A 16566-nucleotide genomic window follows, 5' to 3' on the forward strand; every position below is an offset into this window, starting at 1 on the left:
AGCAGACTAAGAACGCTCTTATGTGGCAACGTCTGACATTAACGTCCTGTGAGTCAACGCTGAGGCCGTGCCTTAGGATGCGCATCCGTCCGCCGGGCAACTGAACGGTAATTAGAACGCCAATAGAATGAATGCACAAAATACTTACGCTGAATGAAAGTAATTGTCAGTTGATTTTGAGTGAGAGAGGAGATTTTGATGCTACCATTTACGGAAAAGGTCATTCAAATTATCAAAGATATCCCCGAGGGAAAAGTTATGACTTATGGACAAGTAGCAAAGCTCGCGGGGAATCCACGCGCAGCTCGGCAAGTTGCTCGGATTCTTCATACGATGAGCAGAAAACATCACCTGCCATGGCATCGGGTCATTAATGCTAAAGGACAGATCGCGATGAAAGACGAAGGAAAGTTCAATGAACAGCGCTTGTCTTTGGAAGCAGAGGGTATTGAAGTCAACAATGCTGGAAAAGTTGATTTAATGAAATATAGAGAAGAACCCTAGATTAATTGAGTTATTTATGCTATTATTTTCAATTATACACACAATTAGTATTCGCAATATTTATAGTTTTTATTTAGGGGGAGGTAATTCATTTTGGAAACATTAGGTAAAATAAGTAGATTTGCCACAAGTACATTTGCTTTATGGGTTATTATATTTGCAGCACTTAGTTTCTTTATCCCGCAAGGTTTTGCGTGGATTGCGCCTCACGTATCGCTATTATTAGGTATTATTATGTTCGGGATGGGACTTACCCTTACCGTTGATGATTTTAAAGGTGTGTTTCTTGCTCCAAAAAGTGTATTAATTGGTGTCGTTGCCCAATATACAATCATGCCTCTCACGGCTTTTGCACTGGCGTATGCTTTTAACTTACCTCCTGAAATTGCAGCGGGAGTAATCTTAGTAGGTTGTTGTCCTGGAGGCACATCCTCTAACGTCATGACGTTTATGGCAAAGGGAAATACCGCATTATCTGTAACAATCACTGCGGTTTCCACATTACTTGCACCAATCATGACACCAACACTCACTTATTTACTCGCAAGCCAATGGCTATCGGTTTCCTTCATGGACATGTTCTTATCGATCGTCCAAGTTGTGTTACTGCCAATTATTCTAGGTGTCGTTATTCGAATGCTGTTTAGTAAGCAAGTCAACAAAAGCATGGATGTCTTACCTCTCATTTCCGTCGTCGGGATAGTTGCGGTTGCTTCAGCTGTTGTAGCGGTCAATAAAGAATCGATCATGACGTCTGGACTATTAATTTTTGCAGTCGTCGTCCTCCATAATTGTATTGGATATTTACTCGGATACATCGCTGCAAAAGCACTTAAGCTGGATTTCAAAGATCAAAAAGCAATTTCCATTGAAGTTGGAATGCAGAACTCAGGGCTCGCAGCCTCTCTTGGTCTCGCTCACTTTACACCAATTGCTGCCGTACCTGGTGCTATCTTTAGTGTCTGGCATAATATTTCAGGTCCGCTCCTTGCAAACTGGTGGGCAAAAAGAAGCCAGGATGATTCAGACGATAAGAAAGCAGCATAATATCTTTTACCATTCCAAGACCTGTATGATAGGATTAACCTCCCTATTATGCAGGTTTTTTCCATGAAAGAATCGATTCCTATGTATGATTTCACATCTTTTTGCGAATGGATAATAACATACACTCAAAGATGAGGAGGATGTTCTCTGAAATTTTCTATTCGTGGAGACGCTCATAAACTCTATCTTCGTTTAAAAGAAATGCCAACTGAAGAGATAAAAAAGAGTCGTTATTTACAAGAAACAAAAGCAATAAAAGAATTTTACCAAACGCTCGACAAGGAAACATTACAATTAATTTATTACCAAATAGCAAAAGAAAAGAACGGTACCGGGATCATCCCAATCTTTGCAACAGCGATTCCCTGGCTCCTCTTTCTCTTTGCTAATCCGTTGGAAAGTTTTCTTTTTCAAGATGGAAGTTCCTACTGGATAATTTTCGCATTCCTTTATTTAGTTCTTCTCAGCATCAGTTTAATCTTACATTTTAAAGAAAAAGCATGGGCTGTCGTGCATGTGAAAATTATTCAAGACATTTTGGCGGAGCGGTGATAGGATATCTCAACTTTATCAAATAAAGCCGAAATGATTTACTTTGAAATTCCCCTTTACAAGCGGCTAAATTCATTAATCTAATAAAATACCCTGAGTTCTTCAGTTAATAAAATAAGAAACAGCCTTGAACCCATATGAATAATGAATTCTCGGCTGTTTCATTTGTTCACTAAAGTTTTTGTGTTTCTTATCCTTTTTTACTCTATTTTTAATTTCTCCCAAAGTTATTTACTGATCTGCACGAAACAGCCGAGAAGATAAATTAATGCATGATTAACATTTTCGCTCATTATGGCGTTACTAGCATAATCCTCTCTAAAAGGGGGGCAAAGACTTTTTTCTTAACGATTCAAGTTTGTGCTTTCTCTATTGTTTTACCAAAGTTAGGTTGGCGTTTTTCCTTGAATGCTTGAACACCTTCTTCATGATCTTCCGTAGTAATAAGAGATGCTTGGGCAATACGTTCTAGTTCAAGTATTTCATCTAGTGTAGAATTATAAGATTGATTAGTAATCTTTTTTATAAAGCCATATGCAATAGTAGGACCTAAAGCTAACTTGCCAGCAAATTCATTCACCTTATTTTGAAAGTCATCTAGTGGATAAATGTGATTAACAATACCCAATGCATGTGCTTTCTCAGCAGTAATCGGTTCTGCACTGAATAATAGTTCTTTAGCAAGATAGGGACCTAATAATCTTGGCAAGAAATATAATCCACCACCATCAGATATTAAGCCAACTCTTGAAAAACTTAAAGCAAATTTACTGTTATCTGCAGCTAGTATAAGATCACTTGCCAATGCTAAATTAAACCCAGCTCCAGCTGCAAAGCCATGTACTGCCGCAATAATTGGCTTTTCTAAGTCCCTCATCAATAGAATTAATTCATTCAATGTTCCAATATGATCATAGGCTTCTAACGGCGCTTTCTTTCCCATAGTCTTTACATCTCCACCAGAGCTAAATGATCGTCCTGAACCTGATAGGACAACAACTCGTATTGTTTTGTCGTTTTTAGCAAGCTTAAAAGCATTTATTAAGGCCTCCATCATTTCTGGGCTAAAGGCATTTAAACTTTCCGGTCGATTTAGTGTAAGATGCATTATCCCTGCGTTAATTGTTATAATTAAATCTTCACTTTGAGTGTTTTTCATTATTTTCATTCTCCTTTTAGTTCATTTATTAAAAGCAGACTTTTTAATGAGTGAATCACTTACTTACCCCACTAAAAACTTCTTCAAGTTTATTCCTAATTGAATCTGGAATGGGTTCAGTTTTTTGCTCTGCATAATTAAAACAAACTAATGTAGCTGTGGCACGAGCAACCACTTCTTCTTTACTATTTGTAATTTCATGATGTACCGTAAAGCTCTTTGTTCCAATATCTGTAACAATAGTAGAAACCTTTAATATTTTGCCTCCAAAAGCTTGTGATATATAATCACATTTAGTGGAAGCTAAAATAAAATTAATCATCAATGGATTTTTATTAGTCTTTCCAATTCCAATTTCATAGAAAAACTTTGTCCGTGCTTCTTCAAAATATAAAAAATAACTTGTGTTATTTATATGACCAGCTGCATCTGTTTCCGCAAATCGAACAAATACCTCTATATCAAATGATTTTGTCATGGTAACCTCCCTAAAATTAAATTAATGTTGAAAACCCAAAATCTATCAACCTAGCTATTCCGCCTCAATAATTGTTGCAATACCCTGGCCTCCACCGATACAGGCGGTGATAAGTGCGTATCTCCCATTTGCACGTCTTAATTCATAGACAGCTTTTGTTGCAAGAATTGCTCCTGTGGCTCCTAGTGGATGCCCATGAGAAATAGCACCGCCATTAACATTTAATTTTTCCGGATCTAAATGAAGTTCCCTATCACAGGCAATTACTTGTGCTGCGAAAGCTTCATTTAATTCAATAATATCCATCTCATTTAAATGAAGGCCCGACTTCTCCATAACCTTTCTAGTAGCTGGAACGGGACCTATCCCCATAATATTCGGATCGACGCCAGCAACTGCTGAAGCGCGGATCGTTGCCAATGGCTGAACACCTAATTCTTCTGCCTTTTCTCTTGACATAATCACAAGAGCCGATGCAGCATCGTTTAATCCTGAACTGCTCCCTGCTGTCACTGTTCCTCCTTTTAGAAAAGCCGGTTGTAATTTAGATAACCCTTCGATTGTCGTCTCCGGCCGAGGATGTTCATCCGTTTTAAAAACAATGGGTTCCCCTTTTCGAACTGGAACGCTAATTGGTACAATTTGTTCCTCAAAGCGTCCTTCTTCCATTGCTTTAGCCATTCTTTGTTGACTCCGTAATGAAAATTCATCCTGCTCTTCTCTACTAATTTCATATTTTCTCACCAAATTTTCTGCCGTTATGCCCATTGGTGGATCGCCTATTTCCTTTGGTGAAAGTTGAGAGCCGCGAAACTGTGGTGGTGCTGAACTATATGCCCCTTCAGCTCTGTCCATCAAATATGGTGCACGACTCATACTCTCTGTACCACCAGCAACATAAATATCACCATCTCCTGCTCGAATTGCTTGTGCAGCTAAATGAATAGCATTAATTCCTGAACCGCACTGGCGATCAATTGTAAGACCCGGTAATTCCATTGACAATTCCGTTTGCAAGGCTGTTAACCTAGCAATATTTCCTCCACCACTTAATACATTTCCAAGAATCACATCATCGATAGATTGCGGATCAATACCTGTACGCTTAATTGCTTCTTTAATAACTTCTGCTCCAAAGACATGCGCCGGAACAGTTGCCAAAGCACCACCCTGTCTTGCTATTGCTGTTCGAACAGCTGATACGATAACTGCATCTCTCTCCATTGGATACTCTCCTTATGATTTTACTTTTAATCCATATTTTATTGATATATCCAGACATTTAATAGAAGGAATTCGGTAGTATACGGGTTTAGACATATTTCTTGAATGTGATTGCTCCATTAATTACCTCTTTTCCATCTTGATTCACAGCCGCTACAGTAAAATCAAGTAATCCTTCACGTTCTTTTTGTAGTTTCCCTTTAAGTGTTATAACATCCTCTAGAAAAACCATCCCTGCAAAGCGAATTTTATAATCTTGAATAAATCCTTCTTCTAAATAAGGTGTAAATAATTTTGCTAGGTTCCCCATTGTCCACATGCCATGAGCAATGATGCCAGGTAATCCTGCCTTTGAAGCTTCGGCATCGATTGTATGAATTGGATTAAAATCACCAGATGCACCTGCATATTTTATTAAATCAATTCTTGAAACTGGATGAAGTGTAATCTCTTCCAATGAATCACCAATTTGTAAATCAAAGATGCTAGTCATCTTACCAACTCCTTTCTTACTGTTTCCGTTATAATTACAGATTGCCTTTCCGTATATATAATTTTTCCGTCTTTATCCTCACCACTGCCTTGTAATATTACAAAACTAAGAAGACCCATCTTTCCTGTTTTTTCATAGTAATCAAGAACTTCGGTATAACAATAAACCTCTTCCCCTACCAATAATGGCCTTTTATAATGATATATCTGCTCTCCATGAATAAGACCGACGTTTGGTAAGTTAAAATCCTCTATTTCTCCATAGTCGAAAACTCGAGGAAAAGTTGGGGGTGCTATATTTTGCTCGTATCTTGATTGTTTGCCATATTCTTCATCCACATAAATCGGATGTACATCGCCAATAGCTTCTGCAAACTTCTTAACCGCTCCCCTTTCAACAGTGTTTTTTACCTTTTCAGATCTTTTTCCAATTATATCTTTAAACATTTACACAACTCCCCTTTCTCATGTTTATTGATTTAATCTTTTGGTCCACCAGCAACATAAATGACTTGACCATTAACAAATGAAGACTGTTCGTCTGCAAAAAATGCTACTGTATTCGCAATATCAGCAGGCTTTCCACTTCTAGCAACAGGAATAGAAGCTACACTGAATTTCACCATTTCTTCAAATGAAATACCGATTCGTTCAGCTGTTTCTCTTGTCATTTCCGTTTCAATGAATCCTGGAGCTACTGCATTTACTGTAATTCCATATTTTCCAAGTTCAATTGCAAGCGTTTTTGTGAATCCTTGTAATCCTGCTTTTGCTGTTGCATAATTTGCCTGTCCACGATTCCCTAATGCCGAGGTAGATGAAACGTTTATGATTCGGCCATATTTTTTATCCACCATATATTTTTGAGCTGCACGTGAAGCATAAAATGTTCCTTTTAGATGGACATCCATTACTTGTTCCCAGTCACTATCAGTCATCTTAAATAATAAATTATCACGAATAATTCCAGCATTATTTACTAGAATATCAAGTGAGCCGAATGATGTAACAAACTCCTTCATTGCAGCTTCTACTTCATCAGCATTAACGACATCCACGACTTTTGAAAAAACTTCATAACCTTGTTCTTCTAATTCTCTCATTGTTTCACTTAGAGCTGCTTCATTTATATCTATGATTCCTACCTTAGCTCCTTCCTCAGCAAACCTTTGTGCGATACCTTTACCTATCCCTCTACTTCCACCTGTTATAAAAGCAGTTCTTCCATCAAATCTACCCGTCATAAAAAATTCCTCCCTTATTTTTATATAAATTGGCCTACTTTAACATGGCCTTTTAAAAGATTTCTAGAAATAATTAATCGTTGTATTTCATCCGTGCCATCATAAATTCTCCATAATCTAGCTTCACGATACCAGCGTTCAATTGGCAGCTCGCGTGTATACCCCATGCCACCATGAATTTGCAGAACACGATCCACCACATTATTACCTATATTCGCTCCATAAAGCTTTGCTATTGAGGCTAAATGGCGGTTATCTTCTCCCTGATCAAGCGTAAAAGCAGCATTTAATACGAGCCATTTTGCGGCTTCAATTTCTACTGCCGAATCAGCGATTTGCCACTGGATTGCTTGCCTGTCAGCAATCGGCTTTCCAAATGTCTTCCTTTCTTTAGAATAATCAATCGCCATTTGAAGTAGCCTTTCGCTAGCTCCTACAGCAGTCGCACCAACAATCCATCTAGCAAAACCAATCCATTCTAAGCCGAGCTGATAACCACCATCGACTTCTCCTAGAATGTTCTCTTCTGGAACACGTACATTATCAAACACTAATCCTGCCGGTCCCCATTCTCCCATTGTATGAATATATTCTGATTTCCAACCCATTTCCCGATCAACAATAAAGCATGTAACCCCATCTGTGCCTGTACGTTGATGCTTTTCTTTATCTGTCACAGCCATAACCATTACAAAATCTGCTTCATTTCCTCCCGTAATAAATGTCTTTTCTCCATTTATTACCCATTCATTTCCATCCTTTACGGCGGTTGTTTTTAATCCTCTTGTATCCGATCCCGCTCCAGGCTCCGTCATAGCAAAGCATGACTTCTTCTCACCATTTATTGTTGGTATCAAATACTGTTCTTTTTGATCCTCATTTCCATAATAGAGAATGTTATCTGCAGTACCACCGAATTGAAACGGGACAAAAGACTTTGAAACTTCCATTTGTACAATTGCTAGCATCATTTGACCAATATCTGCTCCCCCATATTCAGCGGGTGTATTGATCCCCCAAAATCCAGCTTCCTTTGCTTTCAATTGCAATTCATTTTGTTTTTCTTTAGATAAACTGGGCTTACCTTCCATTTCATTACGAAGGACCTCATTTTCTAAAGGTATCAATTCCTTTTCGACAAACTTTCGGATTGTTTCTTGCACCATTTTTTGTTCATCTGTCAGGCGTAAATACATTTCATGCACTCCTCTTATTTATTAATCACTTCATACCAACTAGTTGGTATGTTTAGTGTAAAATATAAGGAAAAATTCCCCCTACCTTTATTATATATATTCAAGACTGGTTTAATTTTTCCTTTAATGATTAAAAATATTTTCATCCGTTATTCAAATGGAAATATTTCTACCTCTCCATCTTCAACAATGCCTGCATCAAATTTCCATTGAAGACTTCCTACTTCGTCAATTTCATGAAGTGGAAGAACCAAATTATCCTCTGGTATATTTTTTATCCCTTCATTTACAGCTTCCATAATTGCCTTTCTGTCTTCAACTGTACCAGCAACTTTCATTGCTTCTACCAAAACATACACACTCTGATAATTTAGTGCAGATTCAGAAGTTGCGTATGGTTCACCAAAATCCTTTTTATATGTCTCTACAAATCTGTCACTTTGATAAGTATCACTACTCTCAATAGGAAGAGGACCAATTGAACCGTTAAGCAGATCATAGCTTCCTAAGAAACCAGACATTTCCTCTAATTTTGCTTGGTCCATAATCATAAATCCACCCTCGAATCCCAATTCCTTGGCTTGTTTTATAACAAGCGCAGTAGGTTCTGAAGGTCCCCCAACAAAAAGCACATCCGGATCTTCATTTAATGCGTTGGTCATTATGGTAAAATAGTCGGTTTCCTTTGCAAAATCAATCTCAGTTTCATAGACGATTTCTCCCCCCATTTCTTCCCATACAGGAACAATTGATTCAGTCCAGTCCTTACCATATTGGGAGTTTGTAGGAAGGAGTGCCATTTTACTTCCAAATTTTTCGATTTGATATCGACTAAATGGTTCTGTCCAAACATTATATTGGGGTGGGATTCCTATCATTAACTCATTCCCTTGTTCATATTGTCTTGGTTCACTTGTATATGCCATAAGAATGAAATTATCCTCTTCATTAAATTTTTGAGTGGCAAAAACTCCTCCACTGTGAGGTACCCAAACTGCTACAGGATCATTTTCCGAAACCATTCGCTTCACATTTACGCCTGTCTCATTTGGTAAATATTGATCATCAAATGCAACGATTTCAAGTTTATACGTCGTTCCATCCACTTCAAAGCCATTTCATTAATTTCCTCAGCAGCCATCTCTAGTCCATTCATAACGTTAATTCCATATTGAGCAGCCGGGCCACTTAATGGTCCGCTGTAACCTATCTCAACAATCTCCTCTCCTTCACTTAATGTTGGATTTTCTAGAGTTTCTGGCGCTTCTTCCGTTTCACTACTATTTTTATCCCCAGAGTCACTTGATGACATATCTAGACAGGCTGCTAATCCGAATACAAATAGCAATAGGATTCCAAAACAAGAAATGCTTTTAAACCTCATTAATCTGCTTAATAATTTCAAACATCTTTTTTACGCACCATGAGCAAAGTTAGGAACGTGAAGAATTCCGAATACCATTGTCAAACCTAGCGCCACCAAACTGTAAACACTGCCATTAGAAAGCCCGTTTAATAATTGCTGGAGAAATAAATCCATCATTTTCCCTCCTCTTTTTTTCTATTTACTGTTGGGGTAATAATTTTTGAATGTAATTTTCTAATTTATAACAAGTGCTTACTCACGAATAACATCTCTAATGTTTGTAGTCGCTAAATATTAAGCGTACCACCATCAATTACAAGTGTTTCTCCTGTAATAAAGGAAGCTTCATCTGAAGCAAGGAATAATACAGCATTCGCTATTTCTTCCGGTTGTCCGATTCTTTTTAAAGCGTTAGCTGTAGATAAAACTGGCCATTTATCCGTCTTTCTCCAGTCATCAACCATACTTGTTTCAATTATTCCTGGTGCAATGGCATTGATTCGTATATTCTTCCTCCCAAATTCAGTTGCTGTCGATTTAGTAAGTGCAATAACACTGCTTTTTGATGCCGAATATGCCGCAACTAACTTTTGCCCTTTTATGCCTGCAATACTTGCTGTATTTATAATTGAACCTCCCGACTTCATATGCAGAATGGCATATTTCATACCAAGAAATACACCTGTTATATTTATATCCATAACTTTCTTCCATTCCTCAAATGAAACATCGGGCAATTTTTTCTCTACACTATTTACTCCAGCATTATTAAACATAATATCGAGCCGTTCATACTTAGCAATCGTTTCTTGAACCATATTTTGTACTGCATGATCATTAGTTACGTCAGTCTTTATACAATTAGCTTCTCCATTTTCCTTTCTTATTAGATTTACGGTTTCACATGCAGTCTTTTCATTTAAATCAACGACGACCACCCTTGCTCCTTCCCTTGCAAATCGAATCGCTGTTGCCTTACCGATATCTCCACCGCCACCGGTAATGATTGCAACTTTGTTTTTTAAGCGCATAGACTTCCCCCCTTAATATCTGGATTGTTAAACCTATTTATTAAATAAGTGGCCTCATGGCTTAACAATCAATTTCCCATACGTCTTCCTATCGGCTAAAATTTCTAATGCGTCTGGAACTTCTCTAAAATCATACGCTTGATATATTAATGGGCGAATTGATTTTTCATCGTAAAGTCGCATTAAGTCTGCATGGATTTCCCTTACTTTACTAGGGTGTAACCGTGCAAATAATCCCCAATGCACACCAACAATTGAATAGTTTTTAATGAGTGCATGGTTTACAGGTGCTTCAGGTATGCGTCCACCAGCAAAACCGATTACTAACAAACGTCCATCAAATGCAATACATTTACGTGATCTATCAAACACGTCTGCTCCTACTGGGTCATAGATAACATCTGCTCCACGCCCGTTAGTCTCGCTTTTCACAATCTCTACAAAATCATCCATTATATAATCAATAGCTATGTCCGCTCCAAGATTTTTACATATCTGGACTTTATCAGGACCACCGGCAGTTGCTATTACTTTTGCCCCCCTTGCCTTACCAAGTTGGATAGCTGCTGATCCTACTCCACCCGCACCGGCATGCACCAAAAGTACCTCCCCTTTTTGGAGATTACCTCGGTAATATAACCCATAATAAGAAGTTTGATAGGTTATGAACATTGCAGCAGCATCCGTTGCAGCCATTGAATCTACAATAGGATAAACAGATTCCTCTGGAACACTCACCCATTCAGATAACCCTCCATCCGGTAATGGAGGAGTTGCGATCACACGTTGCCCCACTTTTAACTGAGTGTTTTTTCCAATTTCACGAATTACTCCTGAAATCTCCGCTCCTGGCGTAAATGGGATTGGGGGCTTTTCCTGATACTTTCCCTGACAAAGTAATATATCAAAAAAATTAAGTGAAGAGGCTTCTACTTCAATCAGTATTTCACCTTCCTGAATAGACGGTCGTGAATGGTCTTGCAATTCTAATACTTCTCGTGGATTACCTAATTTCGTTACCTTCCAACTACGCATTAAAATTCCTCCTTCTTCGCTCTTCATCCTATATTTCGAATTTAAAAAAGTCGTTTTCCAAAATAATTATACTAAACGTATAGTATGCTTATAAAATGCATTTATAGACGGTATATTCAGCCTATTCACTTTGGATTTTATCTCTCAATACTTAAAACCCTGTCTGCCAATTAGCAAGTCTACGTTCACTCATGGATCCATTTTTCATGCAGGCATATTCTAATGTTTGAGAAAGAAACTTTCTTGTATCTCTTGGATCGATGATATCGTCAATAAGATGTTTCCCTGCTGCTTTATATGGGGAACTGTCGAAACTCCATGATTCTAATAATTTTAATCGTTCCTCTTTCGCATTTTGCGATTGTTGAAGGTCACGGCCATAAACAACATTTATACCAACTTCAGGGCCAGTAAAATTTATCTCGGCTGTTGGCCAAGCAACTACAAAATCAGCCCCCATTGTTGGGCCGCACATATTCCCATAAGCGGCACCAATACTCTTTCGAATAACAATTGAAATTTTAGGTACTGTTGACTGCGCAAGAGCTTGATTCCACATCATAATCTTTGTAGGCATCTTTAATTTTTCAGCTTCACCGGATACTCTAAACCCCGGAATATCATGTAAGAAAACAAGTGGAATATGGTAAGAATCACAAAGACAAATAAATTCAGTCGCCTTTTCACATTCCTTAGGGCCTGCTGCGCCCGCGTATTTCAATGGTTGATTTGCGATAATACCTACTACTTTTCCATTAATACGAGCCAAAACAGTTATAAGCGCAGTTCCATATAAAGATTTTAATTCGAAGTAATTCCCATCATCAACAATTTGACGAATAACCTTTTTCATATCATAGGCACGTTGTCGTCTAGTCGGTACGAGATTAACAATCTCATCAAGTCTTCTATATGGATCATCTTTTGTCTCTTTAACCGGCGGCTCTTCACTTGAATGTAGTGGCATATAACTTAAATATTCCTTCATTTCCTGTATAGAGTCTTCCTCACTCGTAACAAAGCGATCTACTTGCCCAGTATAATTTGCATGAATTTCCCAACCACCGAGGGCTTCATTTGAAATCTTTTCACCTGTAGCGACTTCCAACATACGTGGTCCCGCTACTGCCATCGCGCTTCCTTTTACTTGTGTTACAAAATCTGATGTTACAGCTGTCCATGTTGGGCCGCCAAAGCTATCTCCTAAAATTGCAGTTATTAATGGAACTTTACGATTGTGGAGCAAAAGTTCTTGCGGAAACAACATCTGGCTTATCCCGTCAGACCCCATACCATCAGGCATCCTTAAGCCTCCACCTTCCATTAAATTCAATAACGGAAATCCGCGCTTAACGGCAAATTGATGTGCTGCCTTTGATTTACGAAAATAAACCATTCCTTCCGTTCCAGCAAGAACTGTTTTATCAGCTGCCTGCAATACAACTGGCCTTCCTTCTACTTTACCTAAACCCGTAATTATTCCATCACCAGCACTTTTCTCTTCAAAACCTAATTGGTCCGAATGGGCAAGTAATCCTAATTCTAAAAATGTATCCGGATCGACAAGCTTTTTTATTCGCTCTCTAGCAGTTAAATGACCATGTTTATGCAATCTTTCAAGCTTTTCTTTTCCACCTCCATACTTTGCTTGCTCTTTTCGCTCCCATAATTCCTCTATCATCCCGTCCATATAATTTCTCCTTCTTCGTTATAGTCCATTTATTTATCTATCCTCTTTTAAAAGTCTGCGTAGAACTTTACCAGAACTTGTTGCTGGTAAGCTATCAAGGAATTCTACATCACGCGGGTACTTATATGCTGCCATTTTTTCCTTTGACCATTTAATGATATCCCTTTCACTAACTTTTCCTTTATAAGCAGGATTCAATACAATATAAGCTTTTACACTCTCTCCTCTATTTTTATCAGGCACACCGATAGCCGCTACTTGTAAAATTGCCTCATGATCATTCAATAAAGCTTCAACATCTTCAGGAAAGACACTATACCCTGATGATTTAATCATTTCTTTTACCCGACCATTAAAATATAGAAATCCTTCCTCATCAAGCATCCCAATATCACCTGTAAACACCCAACCACCTTTTAGTGTTTCCTTTGTTGCGTCTGGTCGATTTAAATAACCTTTAAATACTCCAGGATTTTTTATAACAATTTCTCCTTGAACTCCTGGTGGTAAGTCTTCACCTGTTTCTATATCTACAATACGTATTTCTGTATCATACGTAGCAATACCACAAGTTCCAAATTTAATATTTTCAATCGGCATAAATGTATCACATGTATGTGTTTCACTTAATCCGTAAGAAGCTTCTAAAAGTACACAGCCTCCAGTGACTTTCTCCCAAGCTTCGGCTAGGTTTTGATCCACTTTCGTTCCAAAACTTGTTGCGAAGTTTAGTTCAAGTGATGTTAAATTCCTCTGTTCAATCTCTGGGAAATTAAGAATAGCAGCATTCATTGTAGCGACCGTATATAATTTATTTACTTTATAATCTTCAATTGCCTTTACAGCTGTTTCTACATCGAAACGCGTCAGCAAAATACATGATAAAGAATTATAAACAGGAAGATTAACTCCCATCACCATGCCAGCAATATGACAAAGGGGTGCAACTGCCAATGTAATATCTGATTGTTTCATTTGATATCCTTGAGCTGTTGCGGCTGTTTTAAACAGAGCATTCCCATATGTGAGCATCGCTGCTTTTGGCCTTCCCGTTGTTCCAGAGGTAAAAACCATCAAGCCAACATCTTCCCATATATCAATCTGTTCAGTCTCTGAAATTGGATTATTTGATTGTATTTCTTCTAGTAAATCGAAATTACTATTAAGTTTCTTTTTTTCAATTTTTAATTCGTCTGGTAATGGTAATGTTTTCGCCTCAGGAAGGAAATCTGTATAATGAGTAGTTATGATAAATTGGAGCGAGGTCGTCTGCTGTTTTACTGCTTCTACTTGTTCATACAATTCCTGAGCCGAAATGATAGCCTTAATTTCAGCTTCATTAATAAAATAGAGGAGCTCTGCTTCCTTGTACATTGGGCTCAATGGCACAACTATTGCACCAAGCATTTGAATTGCATAATGACAGATCAGATATTGGGGACAGTTCTGCATATATAATGCAATTCGATCGCCCTTTGAAACACCCTCCCCTTTAAGAAACTGTGCAAATCGGCGGGAATTATCACTTAGTTGTTGCCAAGTAATATTGTTTCCGTAATAAGTATAGGCAGTTTGTTGTGGATGGTTAATCGCGTTTTGTAGCAAATATTCATGTAATGGTTTCTCACCTAGACGATAGTGCAATGTTTCCTGCATATCACTTGGCCAGCTTTTCTTTAAAATGGATTTCATTTGCTCTACCTCCTGGTATAAGAGTCCTGTCTGAAAGTAACCCCTTCTTCAATCCCACGGTAGCATCCCAGTAAGCTATAACGATTCATTGTTCATTACATCCTATTTTTTCTAATACTGATTTGTAGATAATAAAATTTCATTAACAAAATTATTGATATTAAATCCCTCCACATTTGCATTTCATATCATCGTTTCAAACCGTCTCTTCTCTAATTTGCCGTCTTAAAATCTTGCCAACAGCTGTTTTAGGTAATTCCTTTCTAAACTCAATAATCCGCGGTACTTTATAAGCTGACAAATTCTTTTTACAGAAAGCAATTAATTCTTCCTCATCACATTTCATCCCATCTTTCAAGACGATTACAGCTTTCACTGTTTCTCCTCGGTAAGAATCAGGGACCCCTATAGCGACAGCTTCTTGGACTGCGGGATGTTGATAAATAACTTCTTCCACATCGCGAGGGTACACATTATACCCGCTTGCGATAATTAAGTCCTTTTTACGATCAACAATAAACAGATAGCCTTCTTCATCCATATAAGCAATATCTCCTGTGTAGAGCCAACCATCGCGAAGTGCATTCTCTGTCTCTTCAGGCATATTCCAGTACCCTTTCATGACTTGTGGTCCTTTAATAATAACCTCGCCAATTTCACCGGGTGGAAGCTCTTTCGAACCCTCTTCTAAATCAACAATTTTATAATCCGTAGAAGGTACTCCAATACCAACACTCCCAGGTTTTCTATTACCGAAAGACGGATTACAATGTGTTGTTGGTGAGGTTTCTGTGAGACCATATCCTTCTAATATTTTCGCACCGGTTTTTTCTTGGAATTTCTTTAATAACTCTACCGGCATTGGTGCACTACCACTATTACAAGTACGAATACTATCCAGACCATATGCTTCTACATCTGGATGGTTGATTAATGCAATATACATAGTAGGTACTCCAGGAAATGATGTTGGTTTGGTCTCCTTTATTGTTTGTAGGACTTCCTGAATTTCAAATTTAGGCAATAATATGCTTTTTGCACCTATAAAGATTGAAAGATTCATCGCTGAAGTCATTCCATACACATGGAAAAGTGGTATTGCAGTTAGAGTCCGCTCTTTTCCTAGTTCCATAGTATCTCGAAAGTACTCGTATGTTTGTAATACATTTGCAAATAAATTTCGATGGGTCAACATTGCCCCTTTTGAACGTCCCGTAGTTCCGCCTGTATATTGTAAAACTGCTATATCCTCAGATGGATTGAAGGCAACTTCGACTGGTAATTGCTTTGCTCTTTTCAAAAAGCTGTTAAATTCAATTGCTACACTGTCCCTCGTATCTTTACCTTCAAAATTAACTGTAATTATTCGTTTAACAGATGTATTTTCAATAATAGACCTCAAAACCGGTAGTAAATGTTCATAAATTATAATCGTTTCAGCATCTGAATCATTTAAAATGTATTCCAACTCTTTTTCTACAAGCATTGGGTTCAGCTGTGTTACGATACCACCAGCTTGTAATATTCCATAATAACTAATGACATATTGTGGACAATTCGGGAGCATAATTGCTACCCTTTCTCCTTGCTCAAACGCTTCTTGTTGAAGTGCGGCAGTAAAAGAATCTACCAACTCCCCTAACCTTTTATAGGTCATCTCATTTCCATAGAAATATAGGGCCGGGTTGTCACCATAATGGGTGATGGACTTCTTTAGGATTTCGGTTATTGGTTCGTCAGGTATACTAATTTCCTTTCTTATATAATCCGGATAATGTTTTAGCCATACTTTATCCATGAACAAATACCCCCTAAAAATTATTAAGTAAGCGCTTACTATAGAACATCTAGTACTA

Annotated in this window: 17 protein-coding genes and 1 pseudogene; 3 read left to right on the forward strand and 15 right to left on the reverse strand. The window is 37.9% G+C overall.

The annotated features are described in order from the left end of the window. Positions 1 to 198: 198 nt before the first annotated feature. From IEX94_RS03760 to IEX94_RS03770, 3 genes are all read left to right on the forward strand, one after another. The gene (locus IEX94_RS03760; RefSeq protein WP_156856415.1) at positions 199 to 504 is read left to right on the forward strand and encodes an MGMT family protein; all 306 of its coding nucleotides are present in this window, start codon (positions 199 to 201) and stop codon (positions 502 to 504) included. Between the two features lie 93 nt (positions 505 to 597). Beyond that, complete coding sequence (locus IEX94_RS03765; protein WP_156856414.1) at positions 598 to 1551, forward strand: bile acid:sodium symporter family protein; 954 nt, start codon at positions 598 to 600, stop codon at positions 1549 to 1551. A gap of 201 nt (positions 1552 to 1752) precedes the next feature. Continuing rightward, positions 1753 to 2103, forward strand: coding sequence for a hypothetical protein (locus tag IEX94_RS03770; protein ID WP_156856413.1), 351 nt, complete (start codon positions 1753 to 1755; stop codon positions 2101 to 2103). A gap of 352 nt (positions 2104 to 2455) precedes the next feature. Here IEX94_RS03770 and IEX94_RS03775 read toward each other — a convergent pair whose 3' ends face one another. From IEX94_RS03775 to IEX94_RS03840, 15 genes and pseudogenes are all read right to left on the reverse strand, one after another. Further along, positions 2456 to 3262: an enoyl-CoA hydratase/isomerase family protein gene (locus IEX94_RS03775; RefSeq protein WP_188856207.1), complete on the reverse strand. Its 807-nt coding sequence runs from the start codon at positions 3260 to 3262 to the stop codon at positions 2456 to 2458. A 55-nt stretch (positions 3263 to 3317) separates the two neighbouring features. Beyond that, positions 3318 to 3740: an acyl-CoA thioesterase gene (locus tag IEX94_RS03780; RefSeq protein ID WP_188856097.1), complete on the reverse strand. Its 423-nt coding sequence runs from the start codon at positions 3738 to 3740 to the stop codon at positions 3318 to 3320. 54 nt (positions 3741 to 3794) lie between these two features. Continuing rightward, complete coding sequence (locus tag IEX94_RS03785) at positions 3795 to 4964, reverse strand: thiolase family protein (protein ID WP_188856098.1); 1170 nt, start codon at positions 4962 to 4964, stop codon at positions 3795 to 3797. An 88-nt stretch (positions 4965 to 5052) separates the two neighbouring features. Then, positions 5053 to 5457, reverse strand: coding sequence for a MaoC/PaaZ C-terminal domain-containing protein (locus IEX94_RS03790; RefSeq protein WP_188856099.1), 405 nt, complete (start codon positions 5455 to 5457; stop codon positions 5053 to 5055). Then, positions 5454 to 5903: a MaoC family dehydratase N-terminal domain-containing protein gene (locus IEX94_RS03795; protein ID WP_188856100.1), complete on the reverse strand. Its 450-nt coding sequence runs from the start codon at positions 5901 to 5903 to the stop codon at positions 5454 to 5456. Before IEX94_RS03795 ends, IEX94_RS03790 begins: the two co-directional genes overlap by 4 nt. Positions 5904 to 5935: 32 nt before the next feature. Next, positions 5936 to 6700 (reverse strand): 3-oxoacyl-ACP reductase FabG, encoded by a 765-nt coding sequence (gene fabG, locus IEX94_RS03800; RefSeq protein ID WP_188856101.1) that lies wholly within the window; start codon positions 6698 to 6700, stop codon positions 5936 to 5938. A 20-nt stretch (positions 6701 to 6720) separates the two neighbouring features. Continuing rightward, positions 6721 to 7896, reverse strand: coding sequence for an acyl-CoA dehydrogenase family protein (locus tag IEX94_RS03805; protein ID WP_188856102.1), 1176 nt, complete (start codon positions 7894 to 7896; stop codon positions 6721 to 6723). A 149-nt stretch (positions 7897 to 8045) separates the two neighbouring features. Continuing rightward, on the reverse strand, positions 8046 to 9002 hold the full coding sequence (locus IEX94_RS03810; protein WP_229782549.1) for an ABC transporter substrate-binding protein: 957 nt from the start codon (positions 9000 to 9002) through the stop codon (positions 8046 to 8048). After that, a complete protein-coding gene (locus IEX94_RS19630) occupies positions 8930 to 9208 on the reverse strand; it encodes a hypothetical protein (protein ID WP_229782550.1) in 279 nt (92 codons plus the stop codon). The genes IEX94_RS03810 and IEX94_RS19630 overlap by 73 nt, the downstream gene beginning before the upstream one ends. A 105-nt stretch (positions 9209 to 9313) precedes the next feature. Then, positions 9314 to 9436 (reverse strand): annotated as a pseudogene (locus IEX94_RS03815) (ABC transporter permease subunit); the annotation flags it as partial. Positions 9437 to 9549: 113 nt separating this feature from the next. After that, positions 9550 to 10293, reverse strand: a complete 744-nt coding sequence (locus IEX94_RS03820) for an SDR family NAD(P)-dependent oxidoreductase (protein WP_188856103.1) — start codon at positions 10291 to 10293, stop codon at positions 9550 to 9552. Between the two features lie 54 nt (positions 10294 to 10347). Next, entirely contained in the window at positions 10348 to 11328 is a 981-nt protein-coding gene (locus tag IEX94_RS03825; protein WP_188856104.1) for an NADPH:quinone oxidoreductase family protein, read from the reverse strand. Positions 11329 to 11479: 151 nt separating this feature from the next. Further along, positions 11480 to 13018 carry an acyl-CoA carboxylase subunit beta gene (locus IEX94_RS03830; protein ID WP_188856105.1) on the reverse strand — a complete coding sequence of 513 codons (1539 nt, stop codon included), beginning with the start codon at positions 13016 to 13018 and terminating at the stop codon, positions 11480 to 11482. Positions 13019 to 13051: 33 nt separating this feature from the next. Next, positions 13052 to 14710 carry an AMP-binding protein gene (locus IEX94_RS03835; protein WP_188856106.1) on the reverse strand — a complete coding sequence of 553 codons (1659 nt, stop codon included), beginning with the start codon at positions 14708 to 14710 and terminating at the stop codon, positions 13052 to 13054. Between the two features lie 196 nt (positions 14711 to 14906). Beyond that, the gene (locus IEX94_RS03840) at positions 14907 to 16508 is read right to left on the reverse strand and encodes a long-chain-fatty-acid--CoA ligase (protein ID WP_308425574.1); all 1602 of its coding nucleotides are present in this window, start codon (positions 16506 to 16508) and stop codon (positions 14907 to 14909) included. Positions 16509 to 16566 lie beyond the last annotated feature (58 nt).

The organism is Oceanobacillus indicireducens (assembly GCF_014647195.1).
In the GTDB taxonomy this organism is placed as follows: Bacteria; Bacillota; Bacilli; order Bacillales; family Amphibacillaceae; genus Oceanobacillus; species Oceanobacillus indicireducens.